The sequence below is a fragment of the Rhizobium sp. Rhizsp82 genome (assembly GCF_047325115.1).
Lineage (GTDB): Bacteria > Pseudomonadota > Alphaproteobacteria > Rhizobiales > Rhizobiaceae > Rhizobium.
Map to the genome: position 1 here is coordinate 593,544 of NZ_CP168570.1, position 20,152 is coordinate 613,695.

The 20,152-nt window shown below is 61.0% G+C and carries 21 protein-coding genes; 5 read left to right on the plus strand and 16 right to left on the minus strand.

The genetic code is table 11. The annotated features are described in order from the left end of the window. Positions 1-42 precede the first annotated feature (42 nt). The 3 genes from typA to ACEN84_RS07610 form a co-directional block, all read right to left on the minus strand. Positions 43-1,866 (minus strand): translational GTPase TypA, encoded by a 1,824-nt coding sequence (gene typA / locus ACEN84_RS07600; RefSeq protein WP_112718439.1) that lies wholly within the window; start codon positions 1,864-1,866, stop codon positions 43-45. 122 nt (positions 1,867-1,988) lie between these two features. Further along, positions 1,989-3,566 (minus strand): alkaline phosphatase D family protein, encoded by a 1,578-nt coding sequence (locus ACEN84_RS07605; RefSeq protein ID WP_413710461.1) that lies wholly within the window; start codon positions 3,564-3,566, stop codon positions 1,989-1,991. Positions 3,567-3,679: 113 nt separating this feature from the next. After that, a complete protein-coding gene (locus tag ACEN84_RS07610; protein ID WP_413710462.1) occupies positions 3,680-5,767 on the minus strand; it encodes a M3 family metallopeptidase in 2,088 nt (695 codons plus the stop codon). Between the two features lie 210 nt (positions 5,768-5,977). On the opposite strand from ACEN84_RS07610, the gene ACEN84_RS07615 reads away from it, so the two are divergent. Then, complete coding sequence (locus ACEN84_RS07615; protein ID WP_130283249.1) at positions 5,978-6,412, plus strand: hypothetical protein; 435 nt, start codon at positions 5,978-5,980, stop codon at positions 6,410-6,412. A 4-nt stretch (positions 6,413-6,416) separates the two neighbouring features. Here ACEN84_RS07615 and ACEN84_RS07620 read toward each other — a convergent pair whose 3' ends face one another. Both ACEN84_RS07620 and ACEN84_RS07625 read right to left on the minus strand, forming a co-directional pair. After that, positions 6,417-7,058, minus strand: a complete 642-nt coding sequence (locus ACEN84_RS07620; RefSeq protein WP_112718431.1) for a LysE family translocator — start codon at positions 7,056-7,058, stop codon at positions 6,417-6,419. A 119-nt stretch (positions 7,059-7,177) separates the two neighbouring features. After that, the gene (locus ACEN84_RS07625; RefSeq protein ID WP_413710463.1) at positions 7,178-8,401 is read right to left on the minus strand and encodes an argininosuccinate synthase; all 1,224 of its coding nucleotides are present in this window, start codon (positions 8,399-8,401) and stop codon (positions 7,178-7,180) included. Between the two features lie 190 nt (positions 8,402-8,591). On the opposite strand from ACEN84_RS07625, the gene ACEN84_RS07630 reads away from it, so the two are divergent. Beyond that, positions 8,592-9,443 carry an SDR family NAD(P)-dependent oxidoreductase gene (locus ACEN84_RS07630; RefSeq protein WP_413710464.1) on the plus strand — a complete coding sequence of 284 codons (852 nt, stop codon included), beginning with the start codon at positions 8,592-8,594 and terminating at the stop codon, positions 9,441-9,443. Positions 9,444-9,538: 95 nt separating this feature from the next. Then, positions 9,539-10,180, plus strand: a complete 642-nt coding sequence (locus ACEN84_RS07635; protein WP_413710465.1) for a LysE family translocator — start codon at positions 9,539-9,541, stop codon at positions 10,178-10,180. Here the strand turns inward: ACEN84_RS07635 and ACEN84_RS07640 are convergent. The 7 genes from ACEN84_RS07640 to ACEN84_RS07670 all read right to left on the minus strand — a co-directional run bounded on the left by ACEN84_RS07640 (position 10,177) and on the right by ACEN84_RS07670 (position 16,695). Then, positions 10,177-11,424, minus strand: a complete 1,248-nt coding sequence (locus ACEN84_RS07640) for an RNA polymerase sigma factor (RefSeq protein WP_413710466.1) — start codon at positions 11,422-11,424, stop codon at positions 10,177-10,179. The genes ACEN84_RS07635 and ACEN84_RS07640 overlap by 4 nt on opposite strands. After that, positions 11,424-11,777, minus strand: a complete 354-nt coding sequence (locus ACEN84_RS07645; protein WP_413710467.1) for a YciI family protein — start codon at positions 11,775-11,777, stop codon at positions 11,424-11,426. Before ACEN84_RS07645 ends, ACEN84_RS07640 begins: the two co-directional genes overlap by 1 nt. Positions 11,778-11,891: 114 nt before the next feature. Beyond that, positions 11,892-12,686, minus strand: coding sequence for an ABC transporter ATP-binding protein (locus ACEN84_RS07650; protein WP_413710468.1), 795 nt, complete (start codon positions 12,684-12,686; stop codon positions 11,892-11,894). Then, positions 12,683-13,564, minus strand: a complete 882-nt coding sequence (locus ACEN84_RS07655) for an ABC transporter permease (protein WP_413710469.1) — start codon at positions 13,562-13,564, stop codon at positions 12,683-12,685. Before ACEN84_RS07655 ends, ACEN84_RS07650 begins: the two co-directional genes overlap by 4 nt. A gap of 109 nt (positions 13,565-13,673) precedes the next feature. Beyond that, complete coding sequence (locus ACEN84_RS07660) at positions 13,674-14,627, minus strand: ABC transporter substrate-binding protein (protein ID WP_203427770.1); 954 nt, start codon at positions 14,625-14,627, stop codon at positions 13,674-13,676. 91 nt (positions 14,628-14,718) lie between these two features. Next, a complete protein-coding gene (gene rlmN, locus ACEN84_RS07665) occupies positions 14,719-15,948 on the minus strand; it encodes a 23S rRNA (adenine(2503)-C(2))-methyltransferase RlmN (RefSeq protein ID WP_413710470.1) in 1,230 nt (409 codons plus the stop codon). Positions 15,949-16,176: 228 nt separating this feature from the next. Beyond that, positions 16,177-16,695 (minus strand): invasion associated locus B family protein, encoded by a 519-nt coding sequence (locus ACEN84_RS07670; protein WP_112385816.1) that lies wholly within the window; start codon positions 16,693-16,695, stop codon positions 16,177-16,179. A 336-nt stretch (positions 16,696-17,031) separates the two neighbouring features. Between ACEN84_RS07670 and ACEN84_RS07675 the strand changes: the two genes are divergently transcribed. After that, positions 17,032-17,592: a sigma-70 family RNA polymerase sigma factor gene (locus ACEN84_RS07675; protein ID WP_413710471.1), complete on the plus strand. Its 561-nt coding sequence runs from the start codon at positions 17,032-17,034 to the stop codon at positions 17,590-17,592. An 11-nt stretch (positions 17,593-17,603) separates the two neighbouring features. Here the strand turns inward: ACEN84_RS07675 and ACEN84_RS07680 are convergent, their stop codons facing one another. Continuing rightward, entirely contained in the window at positions 17,604-17,993 is a 390-nt protein-coding gene (locus ACEN84_RS07680) for a YkvA family protein (protein WP_413710472.1), read from the minus strand. 50 nt (positions 17,994-18,043) lie between these two features. Continuing rightward, positions 18,044-18,352 carry a 4a-hydroxytetrahydrobiopterin dehydratase gene (locus ACEN84_RS07685; RefSeq protein ID WP_413710473.1) on the minus strand — a complete coding sequence of 103 codons (309 nt, stop codon included), beginning with the start codon at positions 18,350-18,352 and terminating at the stop codon, positions 18,044-18,046. Between the two features lie 37 nt (positions 18,353-18,389). Here ACEN84_RS07685 and ACEN84_RS07690 point away from each other — a divergent pair, with 37 nt between their 5' ends. Next, positions 18,390-18,890 carry a low molecular weight protein-tyrosine-phosphatase gene (locus ACEN84_RS07690; protein ID WP_203427767.1) on the plus strand — a complete coding sequence of 167 codons (501 nt, stop codon included), beginning with the start codon at positions 18,390-18,392 and terminating at the stop codon, positions 18,888-18,890. Here ACEN84_RS07690 and thpR read toward each other — a convergent pair. After that, the gene (gene thpR, locus ACEN84_RS07695) at positions 18,809-19,390 is read right to left on the minus strand and encodes an RNA 2',3'-cyclic phosphodiesterase (RefSeq protein ID WP_148194744.1); all 582 of its coding nucleotides are present in this window, start codon (positions 19,388-19,390) and stop codon (positions 18,809-18,811) included. The two genes, ACEN84_RS07690 and thpR, sit on opposite strands and share 82 nt — an antisense overlap. 68 nt (positions 19,391-19,458) lie before the next feature. Continuing rightward, positions 19,459-20,103, minus strand: a complete 645-nt coding sequence (locus tag ACEN84_RS07700; RefSeq protein ID WP_112718401.1) for an arylesterase — start codon at positions 20,101-20,103, stop codon at positions 19,459-19,461. Positions 20,104-20,152 lie beyond the last annotated feature (49 nt).

The window sequence follows — 20,152 nt, forward strand, 5'->3', positions numbered from 1 at the left end:
AACCCCGGCTCAAGGCCGGGGTTTGATGTGTTAGAGCAGGGCTTAGAGCGCTGCCTTCGACTTTTCGAACCGCTTGCGGTCGTTGGCGTCGAGATACATCTTGCGCAGACGGATCGACTTCGGCGTCACTTCGACCAGCTCGTCGTCCTGGATCCAGGAGAGAGCGCGGTCCAGCGTCATGCGGATCGGCGGCGTCAGCTTGACGGCTTCATCCTTGCCGGCGGCGCGGATGTTGGTCAGCTTCTTGCCCTTGAGAACGTTGACTTCGAGGTCGTTGTCACGGCTGTGGATGCCGATGATCATACCCATATAGACCTTCTCACCGGCGTCGATGATCATCGGGCCGCGATCTTCCAGGTTGAACAGGGCGTAGGCAACGGCTTCGCCGGCTTCGTTGGCGAGCAGAACGCCGTTAACGCGGCCGCCGATTTCGCCCTTGTACGGCTGATAGTCGTGGAACAGGCGGTTCATGACGGCCGTACCGCGCGTGTCGGTCAGCAGTTCCGACTGGTAGCCGATCAGGCCGCGCGTCGGCGCCAGGAACTTCAGACGGATACGGTTGCCGCCCGACGGACGCAGCTCGGTCATTTCAGCCTTGCGCTCAGACATCTTCTGAACGACGACGCCGGAATGTTCTTCATCGACGTCGATGACGACTTCTTCGATCGGCTCGAGCATCTGGCCGGTCGCTTCGTCCTTGTGCATGACGACGCGCGGACGCGAAACGGCAAGCTCGAAGCCTTCACGGCGCATGGTTTCGATGAGGACGGCCAGCTGCAGTTCGCCGCGGCCGGAAACGAAGAACGAATCCTTTTCGGAGGACTCTTCGATTTTCAGCGCAACGTTGCCTTCGGCTTCCTTGAACAGACGGTCGCGGATGACGCGCGAAGTGACCTTGTCGCCTTCGGTGCCTGCATAGGGGCTGTCGTTGACGATGAAGGACATGGTGACGGTCGGCGGGTCGATCGGCTGAGCCTGCAGCGGCTGGCTGACGGACGGATCGCAGAACGTGTCGGCGACGGTGCCCTTGGAGAGGCCGGCGATCGCGACGATATCACCTGCATGCGCTTCTTCGATCGGCTGACGCTCGATGCCGCGGAATGCGAGAATCTTGGAAATACGACCGGTTTCGATGGTCTTGCCATCGGCATGCAGAACCTTGACGGCCTGGTTCGGCTTGATCGAGCCGGAATTGACACGGCCGGTGATGATACGGCCGAGGAAGGGGTTGGCTTCGAGGATCGTGCCGATCATCGTGAACGGGCCTTCGTGAACCGTCGGCTCAGGAACATGCTCGAGCACCAGGTCGAGAAGCGGTGCGAGACCCTGGTCCTTCGGACCTTCCGGGTTGACGTTCATCCAGCCATCGCGGCCCGAACCGTAGAGGATCGGGAAGTCGAGCTGCTCGTCAGTTGCGTCGAGGTTCGCAAAGAGGTCGAACACTTCGTTGATGACTTCTTCGTGGCGGCCATCCGGACGGTCGATCTTGTTGATCGCGACGATCGGGCGAAGGCCGACCTTCAGCGCCTTGCCGACGACGAACTTCGTCTGCGGCATCGGGCCTTCGGAAGCGTCGACGAGAACGATCGCGCCGTCCACCATCGAGAGAATACGCTCGACTTCACCGCCGAAGTCGGCGTGGCCGGGGGTGTCGACGATGTTGATGCGGACACCCTTCCACTCGACCGAGGTCGCCTTGGCGAGAATGGTGATGCCACGCTCTTTTTCGAGGTCGTTGGAGTCCATGACGCGTTCTGCAACGCGCTGGTTCTCACGGAAGGAGCCGGACTGCTTGAGCAGCTCGTCCACCAGTGTCGTCTTGCCATGGTCAACGTGCGCGATAATCGCGATGTTGCGAAGTGCCATTGTGTCAAATCTCTGAGGCTGGGGCGCTACGTCGGAGGGAGGCGCCTATTACGTTTGGCGCGCTCATACAGTGTTTTTCGCGATTGCGAAAGGGGTAAGAGGTTCGAAGCGCCATTCCAAGGTTAACTCGTACGTTGCGGGTCGATGACAGTCCGCCACAATTCGTTGTCGTCGCGGTCCATCAGCCGCACCGTCATCTGCTCGCTTTCCCCGTCGATATCGACGACGCCGAAGAACTGCATCCCTGATGATGGCGGCAGGTTCGACTCGATGCCGCCGGGTGCCGCCTTGATGAAGCGCACTTCCGGCCCGAACGTGCCATCGAGCTCCAGAGGCCCGTATGTGCCGGAGTGAAGCGGGCCGGACACGAACTCCCAAAATGGCAGGAAATCCTGGAACTTCGCCTTGCCCGGATCGTAATAATGGGCGGCGGTGTAATGCACATCCGCGGTGAGCCAGACGATATTGCCGATCGCCGCGTCGCGGATGAAACGCAGCAGATCCGCGAACTCCAGCTCGCGGCCGAGCGGCGCGCCATTGTCGCCATTCGAGATGGATTCGCTGCCGCGGCGTTTGCCGTAATCGTCCCAGATCACCAGCCCGATGGGCAGATCGCAGGAAATCACCTTCCATGTCGCTGTCGATCGCGCCAGCTCGCACTTCAGCCACGCCACCTGCGCCTCGCCGAAAATCCGCGACTGCGGCGTCAGTTCTTCATCGAGACCATGCGTATTGGGTCCGCGATAAGAGCGGAGATCGACGAAGAACACATCGAGCAGCGGGCCATAGGAGACCTTGCGGTAGATACGGCCGGGATCCGCGGCGACATAGCGGATCGGCGTCATTTCATGGAAGGCGCGGCTGGCGCGCGCCGCGAGCACAGCGACCGACTTTTCTTTGTAGCGGTCATCGGCGCTGAGATCCGTCGATGGCGACCAGTTGTTGAGAACCTCATGGTCGTCCCACTGGTGGAAGACCGGGCAGATCGCATTGAGCGCCGTCACATGCTCGTCGAGCAGATTATATTTCCACTGGCCTCGGAACTCAGGAAGCGTCTGGGCGATCGTCCGCTTTTCCTCGGTGACGATCCGGTTCTTCCAGACCCCGCCGCCGCGGAGCGCGATCTCATCGGGGATCGGGTTGTCGGCATAGATGGTATCGCCCGAATGGATCATGAAATCCGGCCGGTGATAGGCGATCGCCTGATAGGTCCGCATCCCCTCGTCATCGATGCCCCATCCCTGCCCCGCCGTATCGCCCGACCACACGAAGCGGATATTGCGTCTGGAGACCGGCGCGGTGCGAAACTCGCCACGAATGGGCTCGGAACGGCTGTTGATGTCCTGCAGATCGGCGGCGACGAAGCGATAGAAGATTTCCTGATCCGGCGGCAGACCGGTCACCAGCAGCTTGCCGGTAAGATCGGTCTCCGGCGTCACGTCGAAGGGCGCGAGCCTGACGGCGTTGGCAAACTTGTCTGTGGTGGAATATTCGATGAACAGCCGCGACGGCCGGTCGACCCGCGTCCAGACGACACCCGAGGCCGCATCGACATCGCCCGATTGCACGCCCGAGGTAAAGACCGGCCGGCTCGACGAGCCGCGGGCGTAATAGGGCATTGCCAGGCTTGCCGCCGCAAAGCCGCCGACTGCACCCACCGATGTCAGGAACCGGCGGCGCGTCGTTTCCTTCAAGATCATCCCAAGGCCCTTCAGGAGCGGGATCGAATCGTCCCGCCCCAGCCTTGAGCACCCGTCATGTCAGTCTCTTGAAGACCGCATGACGGTTTGCCGAAACTTCGGCGACAGTTTTGTTACGCGTCGCTGCCGGACAATTCCTTGAAGGTCGAGAGCCCCTTCTTGATCAGCATCGCATCCGGGCTCGGCAACTTGCCGCGGAAGCCTTTGTAGGCATCCTCGGGATCGATCGAGCCGCCGGTCGAATAGATGTTGTCCTTCAGCTTCGCCGCCATCTCGCGATTGAAGGCATCGCCGGTTTCCTCGAAGGCGGAAAATGCATCCGCATCGAGCACTTCCGACCACATGTAGGAATAGTAGCCGGCCGAATAACCGCCCGAAAAGATATGCTGGAAATGCGGCGAGGCATGGCGCATGGCCAGCGACTTCGGCATGCCGAGCTCGGCAAGCACCTCGGCCTGCACCGCCATCGGATCATCGACCGCATCGCGCGTATGGAATTCCATGTCGACGATCGCCGAGGAGGTGAACTCCACCGTGTTGAAGCCGGCATTGAAGGTGCGCGCCGCCTGAACCTTGTCGAGCAGTGCCTGCGGCATCGGCTCACCGGTTTCGAAATGCACCGCATATTGCTTGAGGATCGCGGGCACCGTCAGCCAGTGCTCGTAAAGCTGCGAGGGGAGCTCGACGAAATCGCGCGAAACACCAGTGCCCGAGACCGACGGATAGGTCACGTTGGACAGCATGCCGTGAAGCGCATGGCCGAATTCGTGGAACAGCGTGCGGGCATCATCGAGCGACAGCAGCGCGGGCTTGCCTTCGGCAGGCTTGGCGAAATTGCAGACATTGTAGATGATCGGCAGTTCGCCCTTGTTGCCGTTCTTCAGCGTCAGCTTGTGCTGCGACTGGAACGAGCTCATCCAGGCGCCCGAGCGCTTCGAGCCGCGGGCAAAGTAATCGCCGAGGAACAGTGCAACGAGCTTGTCGCCGGCATCGCGGATCTCGAACACCCGCACGTCAGGATGATAGGCGGCGATCCCCTTTTTCTCGACGGCGCGGATGCCGAAGAGGCGGTTCGCAACATCGAAGCAGGCTTCGATGATCTTCTCGAGCTGCAGATAGGGCTTCAGTTCCGTCTCGGAGAAATTGAACTTCTGGGCCCGGATCTTTTCCGCATAGAAGCGCCAGTCCCAGGGCATCACCTCATGGTTCTTGCCATCTTCGGCAATCAGCTTGGCGATATCGGCCTCTTCCTCGCGGGCACGCCCCACAGCCTTCGTCCAGACGGCGCGCAGCAACTCGTCGACGGCTTCAGGCTTCTTCGCCATCGTGTTGTCGAGCTTCAGCTCGGCGAAATTGCCGTAGCCGAGAAGCGCGGCCATTTCCTTGCGAAGCGCCAGCGTCTCCTTGATGATGCCGCGATTATCGGTGGCGCCGGCATTCTCGCCACGGGCGACCCAGGCCCTGAAGGCCTGCTCGCGCAGATCGCGCTTTTCAGAGAAGGTCAGGAACGGTTCGATGATCGAGCGCGACAGCGTGACGGCAAACTTGCCCTCTTCGCCGCGCTCGCGCGCTGCAGCCGCCATCGCATCCCTGAGGAATTCAGGCAGTCCATCAAGCTCCGGGCCATCGGAAAGAAGGAGCGACCAGCTCTTCTCGTCGGCGAGCACGTTCTGGCCGAAATTGGTGCCGAGACCCGCCAGCTTCTCGTTGATGCCGGCGAGCTTCTCCTGCTCCGGCTTCGGCAGCTTGGCACCGGACTTGACGAAGCCCTTCCAATGCCGCTCCAGCACGCGCGTCTGTTCGAGCGTTAGGCCGAGCTCTTCACGCTTTTCCCAGAGTGCATCGATGCGGGCGAAAAGCGCGGCATTCATGCCGATTTTCGAGTAGTGCCGCGACATCTTCGGCGAGATCTCCCGCTCCAGTGCCTGGATGACCTCATTGGTATGCGCACCGGCGCGGTTCCAGAACAGTGCCGAGACCCGCGAAAGCTCATCGCCGGCAATTTCCAGCGCCACGATGGTGTTCTCGAAGGTCGGCGCATCCGGATTCCCGGCAATGGCATCGATCTCCTTCTCATGAGACGCAAGCGCCGCATCGAAGGCGGCGGCGAAATCGCCGTCATTGAGCGCATCGAAGCGCGGCAGGCCGTGATGCCCGTTCCAGTTGACGAGCGCCGGATTGAATTCTGGTGTGGAAGGCATGCTGAGATCCTTTTACGCAAGACAGGTGAAAGGCAATATAGGTGACCCATCGCGGCATTGGTATGTTGCTGATCAAATTCGTCTTTTGCCGGCCACCAAAGAATTGATCCACAAGAACTGATAGACGAAAATTAACCAATTGTTAACGATTGCACCGCCGCGGCCCAAAGGCTAGTTTCCTCTTACTCTTTTCGTAAGGGGACATGGGTCATGGAAATATTTTCTATGCGGTCTTCTCAGAGTTTGCTTTTTAAAAACAGCGATAATAACGCAAAGTCTTCGAAGACCTCTGATATTGAATTCGATACTGGTACGTCTGCACAAACCGGCTTCAGGCTGGAGGACGACAAACCTGCAGATAGCCCTGACTTCACATCGGTCAGCCCGGGTGAATTGCGCAGCTATGCGCGCCAGAGCTACGATTCGGGCGCGCTCGATCAGCAGACCTACGCGGCCATCTCCGAGCCCTTGCCGATGCACGCTATCGATGCACAGGGCAATATTCTGGATCTGACAGGCGTCACCGACGGCACCGCTTTCAATTTCCGCGACTATTACGACAATCAGCTGCAGATCGCGAAATCGCTCGGTGATTCCAATGGCGCGAAGACGCTGCAGTCGATCGTCGATTTCATCGGAAGCTGATTGATCAGGCCTTCCGCCAGCCGAGCAGGCCAGGCGTCGCATGCCATAGGGCCTGCACCGCAAAGCCCATGAACAGCACGCCGGAGCAACGGACGATCAGACGCTCATGGGCGCGATAGAACCGGCGCACCGCACCGGCGCCGATGATCGTCACCAAGATGATGTCGGCAGTGACAAAGCCGACGAAGGACACACAGAGCATCAGCGGCAGGGCGGCGAAATCCAGCGCGCCAGACGAACCCGCGACAAGGGCGGTGAACGTCGCCAGCGCGACCGGATAACCCTTCGGGTTGGTGACGCCAAAAATCAGGCCGCGCCGGAACGGACGCTCGACCACGACAAGCGCCTGACCGTCGGCTTTGGGCTTGGCACTGACGGCGCTCCAGCCGATCCAGGCGAGATAGAAGCCGCAGAGCAGGCCGAGAAGATCGAAAACGAATGTGCCGATGATCTTCGCGCCGACAATGGCGATCAGCGCCAGGGCAGACCAGATCGTGTCGCCGACCAGATGACCCATCAGGAAAAACGCGCCTGCCTTGCGTCCCTGCCCGGCACCGATACCGAGCAGCTGCAGGAAGGCCGGGCCAGGAATGAGCACATAGAAAAGGGCTGCCAGAAAGGCGCCGAGAAGTAGCGACTGCGTCATGAAATGCTCCGCGGATGGTGTGCGCAGACTATGCCAAAGCGCAATGCCGTCAAGGTCCCGGCGTACCAACGAAAAAGGCCCGCACAAGGCGGGCCTTTCGAAAAGCGGTCGAGCTGCAATCAGCCCTTCAGATTACGCTTGGCAAGCGTGCGCAGGCGCAGCGCGTTGAGCTTGATGAAGCCGGCGGCGTCCTTCTGGTCATAAGCGCCCTGGTCGTCCTCGAAGGTGACCAGCTTGTCGGAATAGAGCGACTTGTCGCTCTCGCGGCCGATGACCATGACATTGCCCTTGTAGAGCTTCAGCGTCACTTCGCCCTCGACATGCTCCTGGCTCTTGTCGATCAGAGCCTGCAGCATTTCGCGCTCCGGCGAGAACCAGAAGCCGTAATAGATCAGCTCGGCATAGCGCGGCATGATCTCGTCCTTGAGATGCGCAGCGCCGCGGTCGAGCGTGATCGATTCCATCGCGCGGTGAGCAGCCAGCAGGATAGTGCCGCCGGGCGTCTCGTAGACGCCGCGCGACTTCATGCCGACATAGCGGTTTTCGACCAGGTCGAGACGGCCGATGCCATTGTCGCGGCCATAGTTGTTGAGCGCGGCGAGCAGGGTCGCAGGCGACATCGCAACGCCGTTGATCGAGACGGCATCGCCCTTCTTGAAGCCGACCTTGATGACGGTCGCCTTGTCAGGGGCGGCTTCCGGCGAGATCGTGCGCATGTGCACGTATTCCGGAGCTTCCTGAGCCGGATCTTCCAGAACCTTGCCCTCGGACGAGGAGTGCAGCAGGTTGGCGTCGACCGAGAACGGCGCTTCGCCCTTCTTGTCCTTGGCAACCGGGATCTGGTGCTGCTCAGCAAAAGCCAGAAGATCGGTACGGCTCTTGAAATCCCAGTCGCGCCAGGGAGCGATGATCTTGATATCGGGGTTCAGGGCGTAAGCCGATAGTTCGAAACGAACCTGGTCATTGCCCTTGCCGGTGGCGCCATGGGCGATCGCATCGGCGCCGGTCTTGCGGGCGATGTCGATCAGATGCTTGGAGATCAGCGGACGGGCGATCGACGTGCCGAGCAGGTAGACGCCTTCATAGACGGCATTGGCGCGGAACATCGGGAAGACGAAATCCTTCACGAATTCTTCGCGGACGTCCTCGATGTAAATTTCCTTGATGCCGAGCATCTCGGCCTTCTTGCGCGCCGGCTCCAGCTCTTCGCCCTGGCCAAGATCGGCCGTGAAGGTCACGACTTCGGCGCCGAGCTCGGTCTGCAGCCACTTCAGGATGATCGAGGTGTCGAGGCCGCCCGAATAGGCAAGCACGACTTTCTTCACGTCTTTCTTAGATGCCATGATGATGAGGTCCGTTGCATATGGGCGGCGGCATACCCGCAGAGCCCGTTGTCGCGGGCACTTTTAGCGAGATTGTCACACGACGCAAGGGCAAGCAGCGCCGCCCGCGTGTCGCGGATAGTGTTTGACAGGAAGAAATACACCCCCATATCTGCCTGCGTCCAGACACCGCCCGAGGAGGAGCTATCCCGTGGCCAATATTCAAGAGATTTTCAAGAAGTCGAATGTCGCCGTGATTACCGGCGGCGCCTCCGGTATCGGACTGGCGGCCGCAAAGCATTTTGCCAAGGCGGGCATGAGCGTCGTGATCGCCGATCTCGGCCAGGAGAAACTGGCCAAGGCGCGTGCCGAGCTTGAAGCCATCGCCGGTGAGGAACATGTGCTTGCCTCGGAGACCGACGTTTCCGACAAGGCGGCTCTCGAAGCCTTGGAGCGGACTGTCATCCAGCGCTTCGGCCGTGTCCACGTTCTGATGAACAATGCCGGCATCGGGCCGGAAACCTCGATCTTCAGCGCCGACGCCGGCTGGGACAACATCCTGGGCGTCAACATGATGGGCGTCATCCACGGTACCCGCACGTTCGGCGCTGCCATGGCAAAGCACGGAGAACCCGGCCTGATCATCAATACAGGCTCGAAGCAGGGCATCACCACGCCGCCCGGCAATCCGGCCTATAACGTCTCGAAAGCCGCCGTGAAGGTCTTCACCGAAGCGCTGGAACACGAGCTGCGCAATACCGAAGATTCGCAGATCTCGGCTCACCTCCTGATCCCCGGCTTCGTCTTCACGGGCCTCACCAAGGGCGACCGCGCCGAAAAGCCGGCTGCGGCCTGGACGCCGGAGCAGACGGTCGATTTCATGGTCGAGAGCCTTGAGAAGGGCGACTTCTACATCCTCTGCCCCGACAACGATGTTGCCCGCCCGGTAGACGAGCGCCGCATGGCCTGGGCGATCGGCGATATCATCGAGAACCGCCCGCCGCTGTCGCGTTGGCACAAGGATTATGCCGACAAGTTCAAGGCCTATCTCGAAGGCAAGTAAGCCGAAGCGATCGCCGCATCAGAAGGTTTGATTGGTAATTTCCTGAAAGCCGGATAAGAGAAAGGCAATTCCCTTTCCGGCTTTCAGAGTGTGCCATGGACTTCCTTCCGACCCTGCCGACGCTTCTTGCCTTTTCCGCTGCGAGCCTGCTTCTGGCGGCAACGCCGGGGCCTGACATGACGCTCTCGATCAGCCGCGCGCTGTCGCAGGGCAAGAAGCCGGCGCTCTACGTCGTCCTCGGCACCAGCCTCGGCATCGTCGTTCACACCATGCTCGTCGCCTTCGGCATCTCGGCGCTGATCACCGCTTCGCCGACCGCCTTCCTCATCCTCAAGACCGGTGGTGCCGCCTACCTTCTCTGGCTTGCCGTCCAGGCGATCCGTTTCGGCTCGAAGCTGACAGTCGGCAAGGTCGATGAAGCCAAAGGCACGCCGCTTTCCAACATCTCCAGCGGCTTCTGGGTGAACCTGCTGAACCCGAAGGTCATCATCTTCTTCATGACCTTCCTGCCGCAGTTCGTCACCGCCGGTGATCCCACGGTCACCCACAAGCTGCTCTTCCTCGGCTTCTTCTTCATACTGATCGGCATGCCGGTGAACGCGCTCGTCGTGCTCGCATCCGACGGGCTGGCAAGCTGGCTGCAGAACAACAGGAAGGTGCTGCGCGGCATGGATTATACCTTCGCCGGCGTCTTCTCGATCTTCGCCGTGAAGATCTTCATGACGCAGGGCCGCTAGGCGATCTCACTCAGCCGTTGCTTTAGGAACAGCTTCTCCGCACCCGACTGCGAGAGCTCGATAGCCCTCGCATAGGCGATCCTCGCCTGATCGATCTGGCCATCGCGCGCCAGAAGGTCGGCCTGTACTGCATAGAATGGCTGATATTGCACCAGCGCCATGGCGATCGGCTTCAGGCGCCCGAGCGCGGCACCCGCCCCCTCGACATAGGAAAGCGCGACGATCCGGTTCAGTTCATAGACCGGGTTATCGGCGGTGCGGGCCAGCTCACCATAGAGCAGGGCGATCTGCCGCCAATCCGTGTCTGCGAAACTCCGCGCCTCCGCATGCACGGCGATAACCGCCGCCTGCAGCTGATAGGGTCCCGGACAGCCCTGCTTGAGCGCCCGCTCGATCAACGCCATGCCTTCGTCTATGACCGCGCGATCCCACAAGCTGCGATCCTGCATTTCGAGTGTGAGTATCCCACCACCCTCGCCAATACGTGCCGCACGGCGGGCATGATGCAGGAGCATCAGCGATAGCAGCCCCTCGATCTCCGGCTCATCCGGCCGCAGCGCCGTCAGCAGCCGCCCGAGGCGGATCGCCTCGTCGCAGAGATCGGCGCGGATATGACTGCCGCTGCCGGAGGCATAGCCCTCGTTGAAGATCAGGTAGACGACGGCGAGCACGCTTTCGAGCCGCGCCGCCCAGCCGTCCGGTCCCGGCACCTCATAGGCTATGCCCGCCTTGGCGATCTTGTCGCGGGCGCGCACCAGCCGCTGCGCCATTGCATCATGCCGGTCGAGAAAGGCATCGGCGATCTCTTCGGTCTTCAGCCCGCAGACGGAGCGCAATGTCAGCGCCACGCAGGTCTTCCGGTCGATCGCCGGATGGCAGCAGGCAAAGATCAGCTTCAATCGCTCGTCGCCGATCGGATCGGCCTCATCCTCCACAGAGGATGCATTCTCAAGCTCGATCAGATGGGCGATCTCCGCCGACTTCTGCCGGAAATTGGCCGAGCGCCGCAGCCGGTCGATCGCCTTGCGCCGCGCCACCTGCATCAGCCAGGCATTCGGCGAGGCCGGCAGGCCGTTCCGATTCCAATGGATGAGCGCCGATTCCAGCGCATCCTGGAAACTGTCCTCGGCCAGCTGGAAATCCCGCAGCGACCCCACCAGACTGGAGAGGAGACGGCCACCGTCGCACCGGGCGATCCTGTCGATCGCTTCGGCAATCGGAGCGGCGGCCGGAACCTCGCTCATCAGCGGTCGAAGACCATAACCGGCCGCACCTCGACGCAGCCCATGGCCGCATGCGGGATCATCGCCGCATATTTGATGGCGTCATCGAGATTGTCGCAGTCGAAGATGTAGAAGCCGCCGAGCTGCTCCTTGGTGTCGGCGAAGGGGCCGTCCATGGTCTCGGTCCTGCCGTTGCGCACCCTGACGGTGGTCGCGGTCGTTACCGGCTGCAGCGCATCGCCGGCGACCCAGATGCCATCCTGCTTGTAGGTCTCAGTCGCCGTGGCATAGCCGCTCATCATCTTGCCGAATTCCGGAGAATCCGGCGGCGTGCGGGTGCTCGGGTCCATGTAGATCAGCGCCATATATTTCATCGTCCGTCTCCTCAGATCTCCATCGCTCCATTGCGATGGTGACGGATAACGAACGCGATGCAAGCGGATCGACATCGCTGCAGAAATATTTCTCGCAAGAGATTGGCGCCGCGATCAGCCGATCAGCAGCGCATCATCGTCGAGCGTCTGGCCGCGCATCTTGCGGAACATCGCGATTAGATCCTCAACCTGGAGATCCTTGCGGCTGTCGCCGCTGACATCCAGAACGATCTCGCCGCCATACAGCATGATCGTGCGATGGCCGTAGTCGAGCGCCTGGCGCATCGAATGCGTCACCATCAGCGTCGTCAGCTTGCGCTCGGAGACGATCTTGTCGGTCAGCCCCATGACGAATTCCGCCATGCCGGGGTCGAGCGCTGCCGTATGCTCGTCGAGCAAGAGCACCTCGGAACCGGCAAGCGTCGCCATGACGAGCGAGACCGCCTGACGCTGGCCGCCCGAAAGCAGATCCATGCGGTCGGCCATGCGGTTCTCAAGCCCGAGATTGAGCTCGCTGATGCGCTCGCGAAAATGTTCGCGGCGACGCGGACCGAGTGCCGCAACGAGGCCGCGGCGCTCACCGCGACGGGCGGCAAGCGCGAGGTTCTCTTCGATCGAAAGCGAGCCGCAGCTGCCAGTCAGCGGATCCTGGAAGACACGGGCAACGAGACCGGCGCGCGCCGCCGTCTGTTTGCGCGTCACGTCCGTGGTGCCGATCATCACTTTGCCTTCGCTCGCCAGCACGTCGCCGGCGAGCACGCCGAGCAGCGTCGATTTGCCGGCGCCGTTGGAGCCGATGACGGTGACGAACGAGCCCTGCTCGATCGTCAGGTTGACGCCGTTCAGCGCCTTCTTTTCGAGCGGCGTCCCCTTCCCGAAGACGACCTTTACATCCTTGACGCTGATCACGATGCGGCTCCTCCGCGGCGAAGACGGGGCAGGATGAGCGCGAAGGTCACGAGAACCGCCGTCACGAAATTGAGGTCGGAGGCCTGCAGGCCGATGAAATCGGTCGATAGCGCCAGCTGGATGGCGATGCGGTAGAGGATCGAGCCGAGCACGCAGCCGATCAGCGCGATCAGCAGACCGCGCCGTCCGAGTAGCGTCTCGCCGATGATGACGGCCGCAAGGCCGACAACGATCGTCCCGACACCGGAGGTGACATCAGCGAAGCCGTTGGTCTGTGCAAACAGCGCGCCACCGAGCGCCACCAGCGCATTGGAGATCGCCATGCCGAGATAGATTTGCCGGTTGGTATCGACGCCCTGGGCGCGGGCCATGCGGGCATTGGCGCCCGTCGCGCGCATTGCAAGTCCCGCATCGCTCTCAAGGAAGCGCCAGACGACGATGACGGCGACGATGACAAGCACGCCGACGAAGAGCGGCCGGACGTAGAAATCGCGAAGTCCATGGCCGAAGAACGGGCTGATCATCGTATCGGCGTTGATCAGCGCGACATTCGGCTTGCCCATGACGCGCAGGTTGACCGAGAACAGCGCGATCATCGTCAGGATCGAGGCCAGCAGATTGAGGATCTTGAAACGGACGTTGAGCAGCGCCGTCACCATGCCGGCGGCCGAACCCGCAATCATCGCGACCAGTGCGGCAAGCCAGGGATTGACGCCGGCGGTAATCAGCACCGCCGTGACGGCAGCGCCGAGCGGAAAGGAACCGTCGACCGTCAGGTCCGGGAAATCGAGAACGCGGAACGCGAGATAGACGCCGAGAGCGACGAAGGCATAGACCAGCCCGAGCTCCACGGCTCCCCAAAATGCAATCTGACTCAAGGCCCCCGCCTTTCTTTGTGCCCGTGTTTCCTCGGGTCTTAAAATATCAAACCGCCCCCGTTTAGAAACAGGGGCGGCTTAACGCAATATCAGATGCGTGGAATAAGCGTTATTCGACGACGCGGTTGGCGCGCTTCAGCACGCTTTCCGGCAGCGTCACGCCCATCTTTTCCGCAGCCTTCTTGTTGACGACGAGGTCGCTGCCGGCAGCAACCTTCACCGCGATATCGCCGGGGTTCTCACCCTTCAGGATGCGAACGACGATATCGCCGGTCTGCTTGCCGACGTCGTAGTAGTTGAAGCCGAGGGCCGCGATCGAACCGCGATTGACGGAGTCCGTGTCGGCGGTGAAGAGCGGTAGCTTTGCTTCTTCGGCAACGGCAACCGCGCCTTCGAGAGCCGAGATGATCGTATTGTCGGTCGGCACGTAGATGACGTCGGCACGGCCGACGAGCGCGCGGGCGGCACCCTGAACTTCAGCCGACTTGGTCGCGGCCGACTCGACGACCGTCAGACCGGCCTTCTCGGCTTCCGTCTTCAGAACGGCGAGCAGCGAAACGGAATTGGCTTCGCCCGAATTGTAGAGATAGCCGATCGACTTCACGTTCGGCAGGATTTCCTTGATGAGCGCGATATGCTCGGCAACCGGCGACATGTCGGAAAGGCCGGTGACGTTGCCGCCGGGCTTGTCCATGTTCTTGACCAGCTGCGCGCCGAGCGGATCGGAAACGGCGGTGAAGACAACCGGGATGTCGCGCGTTGCGGAAACCACGGCCTGGGCCGACGGCGTGGAGATCGGAACGATGACGCTCGGATCCTCACCAGCGAACTGCCGGGCGATCTGCGCGGCGGTCGCCGGGTTGCCCTGCGCGGATTCGAAGAGGAACTTGAGGTTCTCGCCTTCCTTGTAGCCGGCAGCCGCCAGCGTGTCCTGAACGCCCTTGCGCACGGCATCGAGCGCCGGATGCTCGACGATCGCCGTTACGGCAACGGTCACGTCTGCAGCCTTGGCAGGCAGGGTAAGGGCAAGGGTCGCCGCAACGGCGAGCAAGATCGAACGCATTTTGTCCTCCATCAAATGATCAAGGCGCTTCTAGAAAAAGAGAGGCGCCCGATCAATCGCAAAGAACTGTTATAAGGATCAAACTTGCTGATCAGTCGTCCGCGCCGTGATTGGCGATCATCATCGCCTCGAAGGCGAGACGCTCGGTCTTGCGCATACGCTCGGATTCGGACTTCAGCTGACCGCAGGCGGCGAGAATGTCGCGGCCGCGCGGCGTGCGGATCGGCGAGGCATAGCCGGCCGAATTGATGAAGTCGGCGAATTTCTCGATCTGCGCCCAGTCGGAACACTGGTAGTTCGTACCCGGCCACGGATTGAACGGGATCAGGTTGATCTTGGCCGGCACGCCCTTCAGAAGCTGGATCAGCCCCTTGGCATCCTCAAGGCTGTCGTTGACATCCTTCAGCATCACATATTCGAAGGTGATGCGCCGGGCATTCGACAGACCCGGATATTTCCGGCAGGCGTCCATCAGTTCCTTCAGCGGATACTTCTTGTTGATCGGCACGAGGATGTCGCGCAGGTCGTCGCGGACCGCATGCAGCGAGATCGCCAGCATGACGCCGATCTCGTCGCCGGTGCGGAAGATCTCAGGCACGACACCGGATGTGGACAGCGTGACGCGGCGCTTCGAGAGCGACAGGCCGTCACCGTCGGTGGCGATCAGCAGCGCCTGCTTGACGGCATCGAAATTGTAGAGCGGCTCGCCCATGCCCATCATCACGATGTTGGAGACCTTGCGGCCTTCGGCCGGCATGATCGTGCCCTGCGGCGCTTCGCGGTCCGGGAAGTCGCCCAGCCGGTCGCGCGCCAGCAGCAGCTGCGACAGGATCTCTTCTGCCGTCAGGTTGCGCACCAGGCGCTGCGTGCCGGTGTGACAGAAGGAACAGGTGAGCGTGCAGCCGACCTGACTGGAAATGCAGAGCGTGCCGCGCCCCTCTTCGGGAATATAGACGGCTTCGATCTCGACGGGGCGGCCAGCACCGCGCGGCGGAAAGCGCAGCAGCCACTTGCGGGTGCCGTCGTTGGAAACCTGTTCTTCGACGATCTCCGGACGCGCGATGGTGAAATGCTGCTTCAGCGTCTCGCGCATATCCTTGGAGATATTCGCCATGTGATCGAAATCGGAGACACCGCGCACATAGATCCAGTTCCACAACTGGCTGACGCGCATCTTGATCTGCTTTTCCGGCACGCCCTTTTCGCGCAGCGCCTCGGCCATCTGCTCGCGCGAAAGGCCGATCAGCGAGGGCTTTTCATCGCCGATCGGAGCGCGCGGCGCCTGCGGCTTGGTAACGGCCATAGCATCCATGACGGACATAGTTCTTCGATCCCGAAATCAAAACTGGACGCGTCCCGGAAAGCCGGAAGACTTGGCGGGCGGCATCGGCAGTTCGCAGAAAGTTGAATGCGGAGCTGCGATCAAGGCCGCATTCGTTCCGCTATTGCGCCGGGCTTTATCATCATTTTCCCCGCACGTCACTATAGATGGAAACGGCAAAGGCCGGCGCAAGGCCGGCCTTCGAATTCCATGATGAAGCGAAGAAGCTTACTTGCAGCTTTCGATCTGCTTCAGCGCCGCGGAGATGCCCGACAGCGAATAGGCGTAGGAAGTGCCGGTACCCTTGCGGGAAACGGCGGTCACGGTCATCGAATGACCGCCCTTCATGGCGGCGACCAGCGCCGGCTCCTGCGCGGCATTCTCGACCCAGCCGGCCTTGTCCTTGGTGAACATGACGAAGGTCTTGTTGTCGATGACAACATTGATCTTGGAGTTTTCCTTGACCGTGTAGCCCATCATCGCCTGCGGCTCGTAGGAGATATTCTGGCCCGGGCGCTGCGAGACGATGAAGAAGTTGTCGCCGTGATCGACGCTCGCCGGCTGCTTCGTCGTCGGAACGGACAAGACGTAGCAGACGGTGCTATTACCCTGCTTGTAGGAATAGGCGCCCCAAGCCTGGAACTGCTGGATGCGGGTCGGCGCCGAAGCTCCGCCCTGCTGTGCTCCTGCGACTCCGGCCGTGATGAGAACGAGAGCGAGAGCGGGTGCGATACTTTTTACAAACATTGATTTCCTGCCGGTTCTTGCGATTCAGCGCCCGTTCGAGCGGGCTGCGCTTTCGTCACGATCTGCTTTATTTTGACTTAATTCAGGTTACCAAAGCGTCAACGGAGACTGTGATATGTCTCCACCTGTGTCATTTAGGCCCGAGTGTCAACGTTCGGCTTGGTGCGGATGCCTGTGTGATGTCCTTGCATTGATGACGGCGCGTCATCCCTTCGAGGGCAATTTAAGACATAAAGATTCAGGCAAGAGTTTGACCTTTCGAAAATCCGTTGTACCTCATTAAGGTATTGGAAATCCGTCGAAGAATTGCCTGAGCCAGGGGGCCCGTAACCGGACATGGATGCTGAGGAAAAACAGCGTTTCACTGCCCTCGCAAAAGCAGTCGCAGAACGGCGCGATCAGCAGGCCTTCTCCGTCCTGTTCGATTATTTCGCGCCGAGGCTGAAATCCTGGCTGCTACGTCAGCGCATGCCTGCAACCGAAGCCGAAGAGCTGGTTCAGGAAGTGATGATCGTGCTCTGGCACAAGGCAGATCTCTATAATCCCGCGCGCTCGTCGCTCTCGACCTGGCTCTTCCGCATCGCCAGAAACCGCCGCATCGATCTGCAGCGCCGCGCCCGTGCGCGGGTTCTCGACGAGGACGATCCGACGCTGCAGCCGCCTGCCGAAATCGGCGCCGACGAGGCCGTCGCCAACGATGACCGCGATGCGCATGTACGCGCCGCCGTCAGTCAATTGCCGGAGGAACAGCGCGAAATGCTGAAGGCAGCCTTCTTCCTGGGGCAGTCGCATTCGGAGATCGCCGAGGCCACAGGACTTCCGCTCGGCACGGTGAAGTCGCGCATCAGGCTCGCCTTCGGCAAGCTCAAGAAGGTTCTGGAGGCGCAGACGGCCTAGGAGCGACCGGCCTAGATCGTCTTCATGCCCTCGGGCTGGTCCGCAAGCGCCCGATCAGCCGCCTCGTAATGCTTCGGCTTCATATGGCCGCTGACCATGGCAAAGGCCGCCGACAACACGGCGACGTCGTCGGAAAAGCCGATGACCGCGAAGACATCGGGGATCAGGTCGAAGGGCAGGACGAAATAGGCGAGCGCGGCAAGCAGGATGCCGCGCACGCGCGTCGGCGTCTGCGGGTCGAGCGCGCAGTAGAAAGCGGCAACGACGTCGCGCGAGAACGGGATCTGCCGGACGGCACGCTTGAAGGTCGGCCAGAACTTCTTGCGCACGGTTTTCTCCCGACGGCTCTGGGTTTCCTCATCGCCGGGCAGCAGGATCTCACCGTATTTGACGTCGTCCATTCCGATCTCCTCAAAAGGCATGGGCTGATATGGGGATTGAACACGCCGATTCAATTGTTCGTGTTCAAACCCGCCGCCTTGTCCATCGCCCTGGCGAGCTTGAAGTCGAGCTCGGTAAGCCCGCCCGCATCATGCGTATTCAGTTTCACCTCCACCTTGGAATAGACATTGAACCATTCCGGATGGTGGTTGAGCTTCTCCGCCGTCAGCGCCGCCTTCGTCATGAAGCCGAAAGCCTCGACGAAACTCGCGAACTTGAAAGTCTTCGAGATCGATTGTCCGTCATCGGCAAGCGCCCAGCCGCTCACACCAGCAAGCTGCTCGTCGATCGCCCGGCGTTCCAGTTTCTCCATCTTCATGTCATGGTTCTCCCATCGTTTTCAGAACAGGCTTTTCATGAAACGCGTCAGCATCCTGTTTGTTTGCATGGGCAATATCTGCCGGTCGCCACTTGCGGAAGGTATCTTTCGCCATGTCGCGGCCGAAAGCGGGCTTGCCGAAATCGTCTCGATCGATTCAGCCGGCATCGGCGGCTGGCATGAAGGCGATCAGCCCGACCCTCGCTCGATCGCAACGGCGGGAAGCCACGGCATCGACATTACCGGCCAGAGGGCGCGCCGCATCCGCTCGTCGGATTTTGCAGCATTCGACCTGATTGTCGCAATGGATCGCAGCAACGTGGCGGAGCTGAGGCGCAAGGCGCCGGATGCCAGAAACATCCACCTGTTCGGAGACATCGCGCTTGGCACCGGCGAGGACATTCCGGACCCCTACTACGGCGGCCCGGAAGGCTTCGAAGCGGTCTATGCCAGGCTTCACACCGGCTGCATGAAGCTCGCAGGCATGCTCGGCGCCGAAAGCGCTTCGTGGAGCGGGAACACTTCTTCGGTCAGGTAAGGACCGCCGCCGACCGATTCCCGCGACGACAGAAGTACGAAGCGGGGTACGGTGAAGGCCGAGGTCTGGAAATTGCCGCGGCCCGAGAGGTAGTGCACCACATCGTCAACCCGCGACGACTTGAGGCGGGCGAGCGTGACATGCGGGGTAAACTTGCGGGGATCCGGCGGCAGGCCGATGCGCTGGCAGATCCGTTCGATCTCAGCCTGCAGCGCATACATCTCGGGCGACTGCGTCACGCCGGCCCAGACCGAATGCGGCTTCTTGGAACCAAAGGCCCCGATGCCATCAAGCCTGATCTGGAATTCGGGCCGGTCGATCCGGTCGAGCCGGTCGACGATCTCGTCTGCCGTGCGGCCATCGACATCGCCTATGAAGCGAAGCGTGATGTGGTAATTCTCCACATCGATCCATCTGGCACCGGGAAGACCACCGCGCAGCAAAGAGAGGCTCATCGCCGCATTGCGCGGAATTTCGAGGGCGGTAAATAGTCTCGGCATAACGAGCACTCCCCGAATCTTTTGCAGGTGCTAACACGGAATCACGCATTGGTGAGCCGCGCAAGCCCCTATTTCTTCACAGTAGAAATCGTCCGGATGAAATTTGTGACAGCCGGCTCCATCTTCTGGACCATGACATCTACACCCTTCGAATTGGGGTGCATGCCGTCCTCCAGCTTCAGGCTGGCATCCATGACGACGCCGTCGAGAAAGAAGGCGTAGAGCGGAACCTGATGTTTTTGCGCCAGTTTCTCGTAGATCGGATTGAAGCGCGCGGCATAGTCAGCCCCCATGTTCGGCGGCGCCATCATGCCGGCAAGCAGCACCGGGATGCCCCGCTCCTTTAGCCGGGTAATCATGGCGTCGAGATTCTTCTCGGTTTCTTCGGGTGGAATGCCCCGCAGTGCATCATTGGCGCCGAGTTCGAGAATCACACCATTCGTGCCGTCGGGCACCGACCAGTCGATTCGCGCCAGTCCGCCCGTCGACGTGTCGCCGGAAACCCCGGCATTGGTGATCGCAACGTCTTCACCCTTGGCCTTCAGCGCCGCCTGTAGCTTTTCCGGAAAGCCGTCGCCGGGTGGCAGCTGGTAGCCCGCCATCAGACTGTCGCCGAAGCCGACGAGATTGAGCGTCGCGGCCTGAGCCATGGAACTTGCGAGCAGAGAGCCTGCAATGACAGCGATGTGAAGCAGGCCAACTTTAAATCTCATTCCGCTTTCCCTAAATTGTCGAAGTCTTTGAGATTTATATAGGGCTATT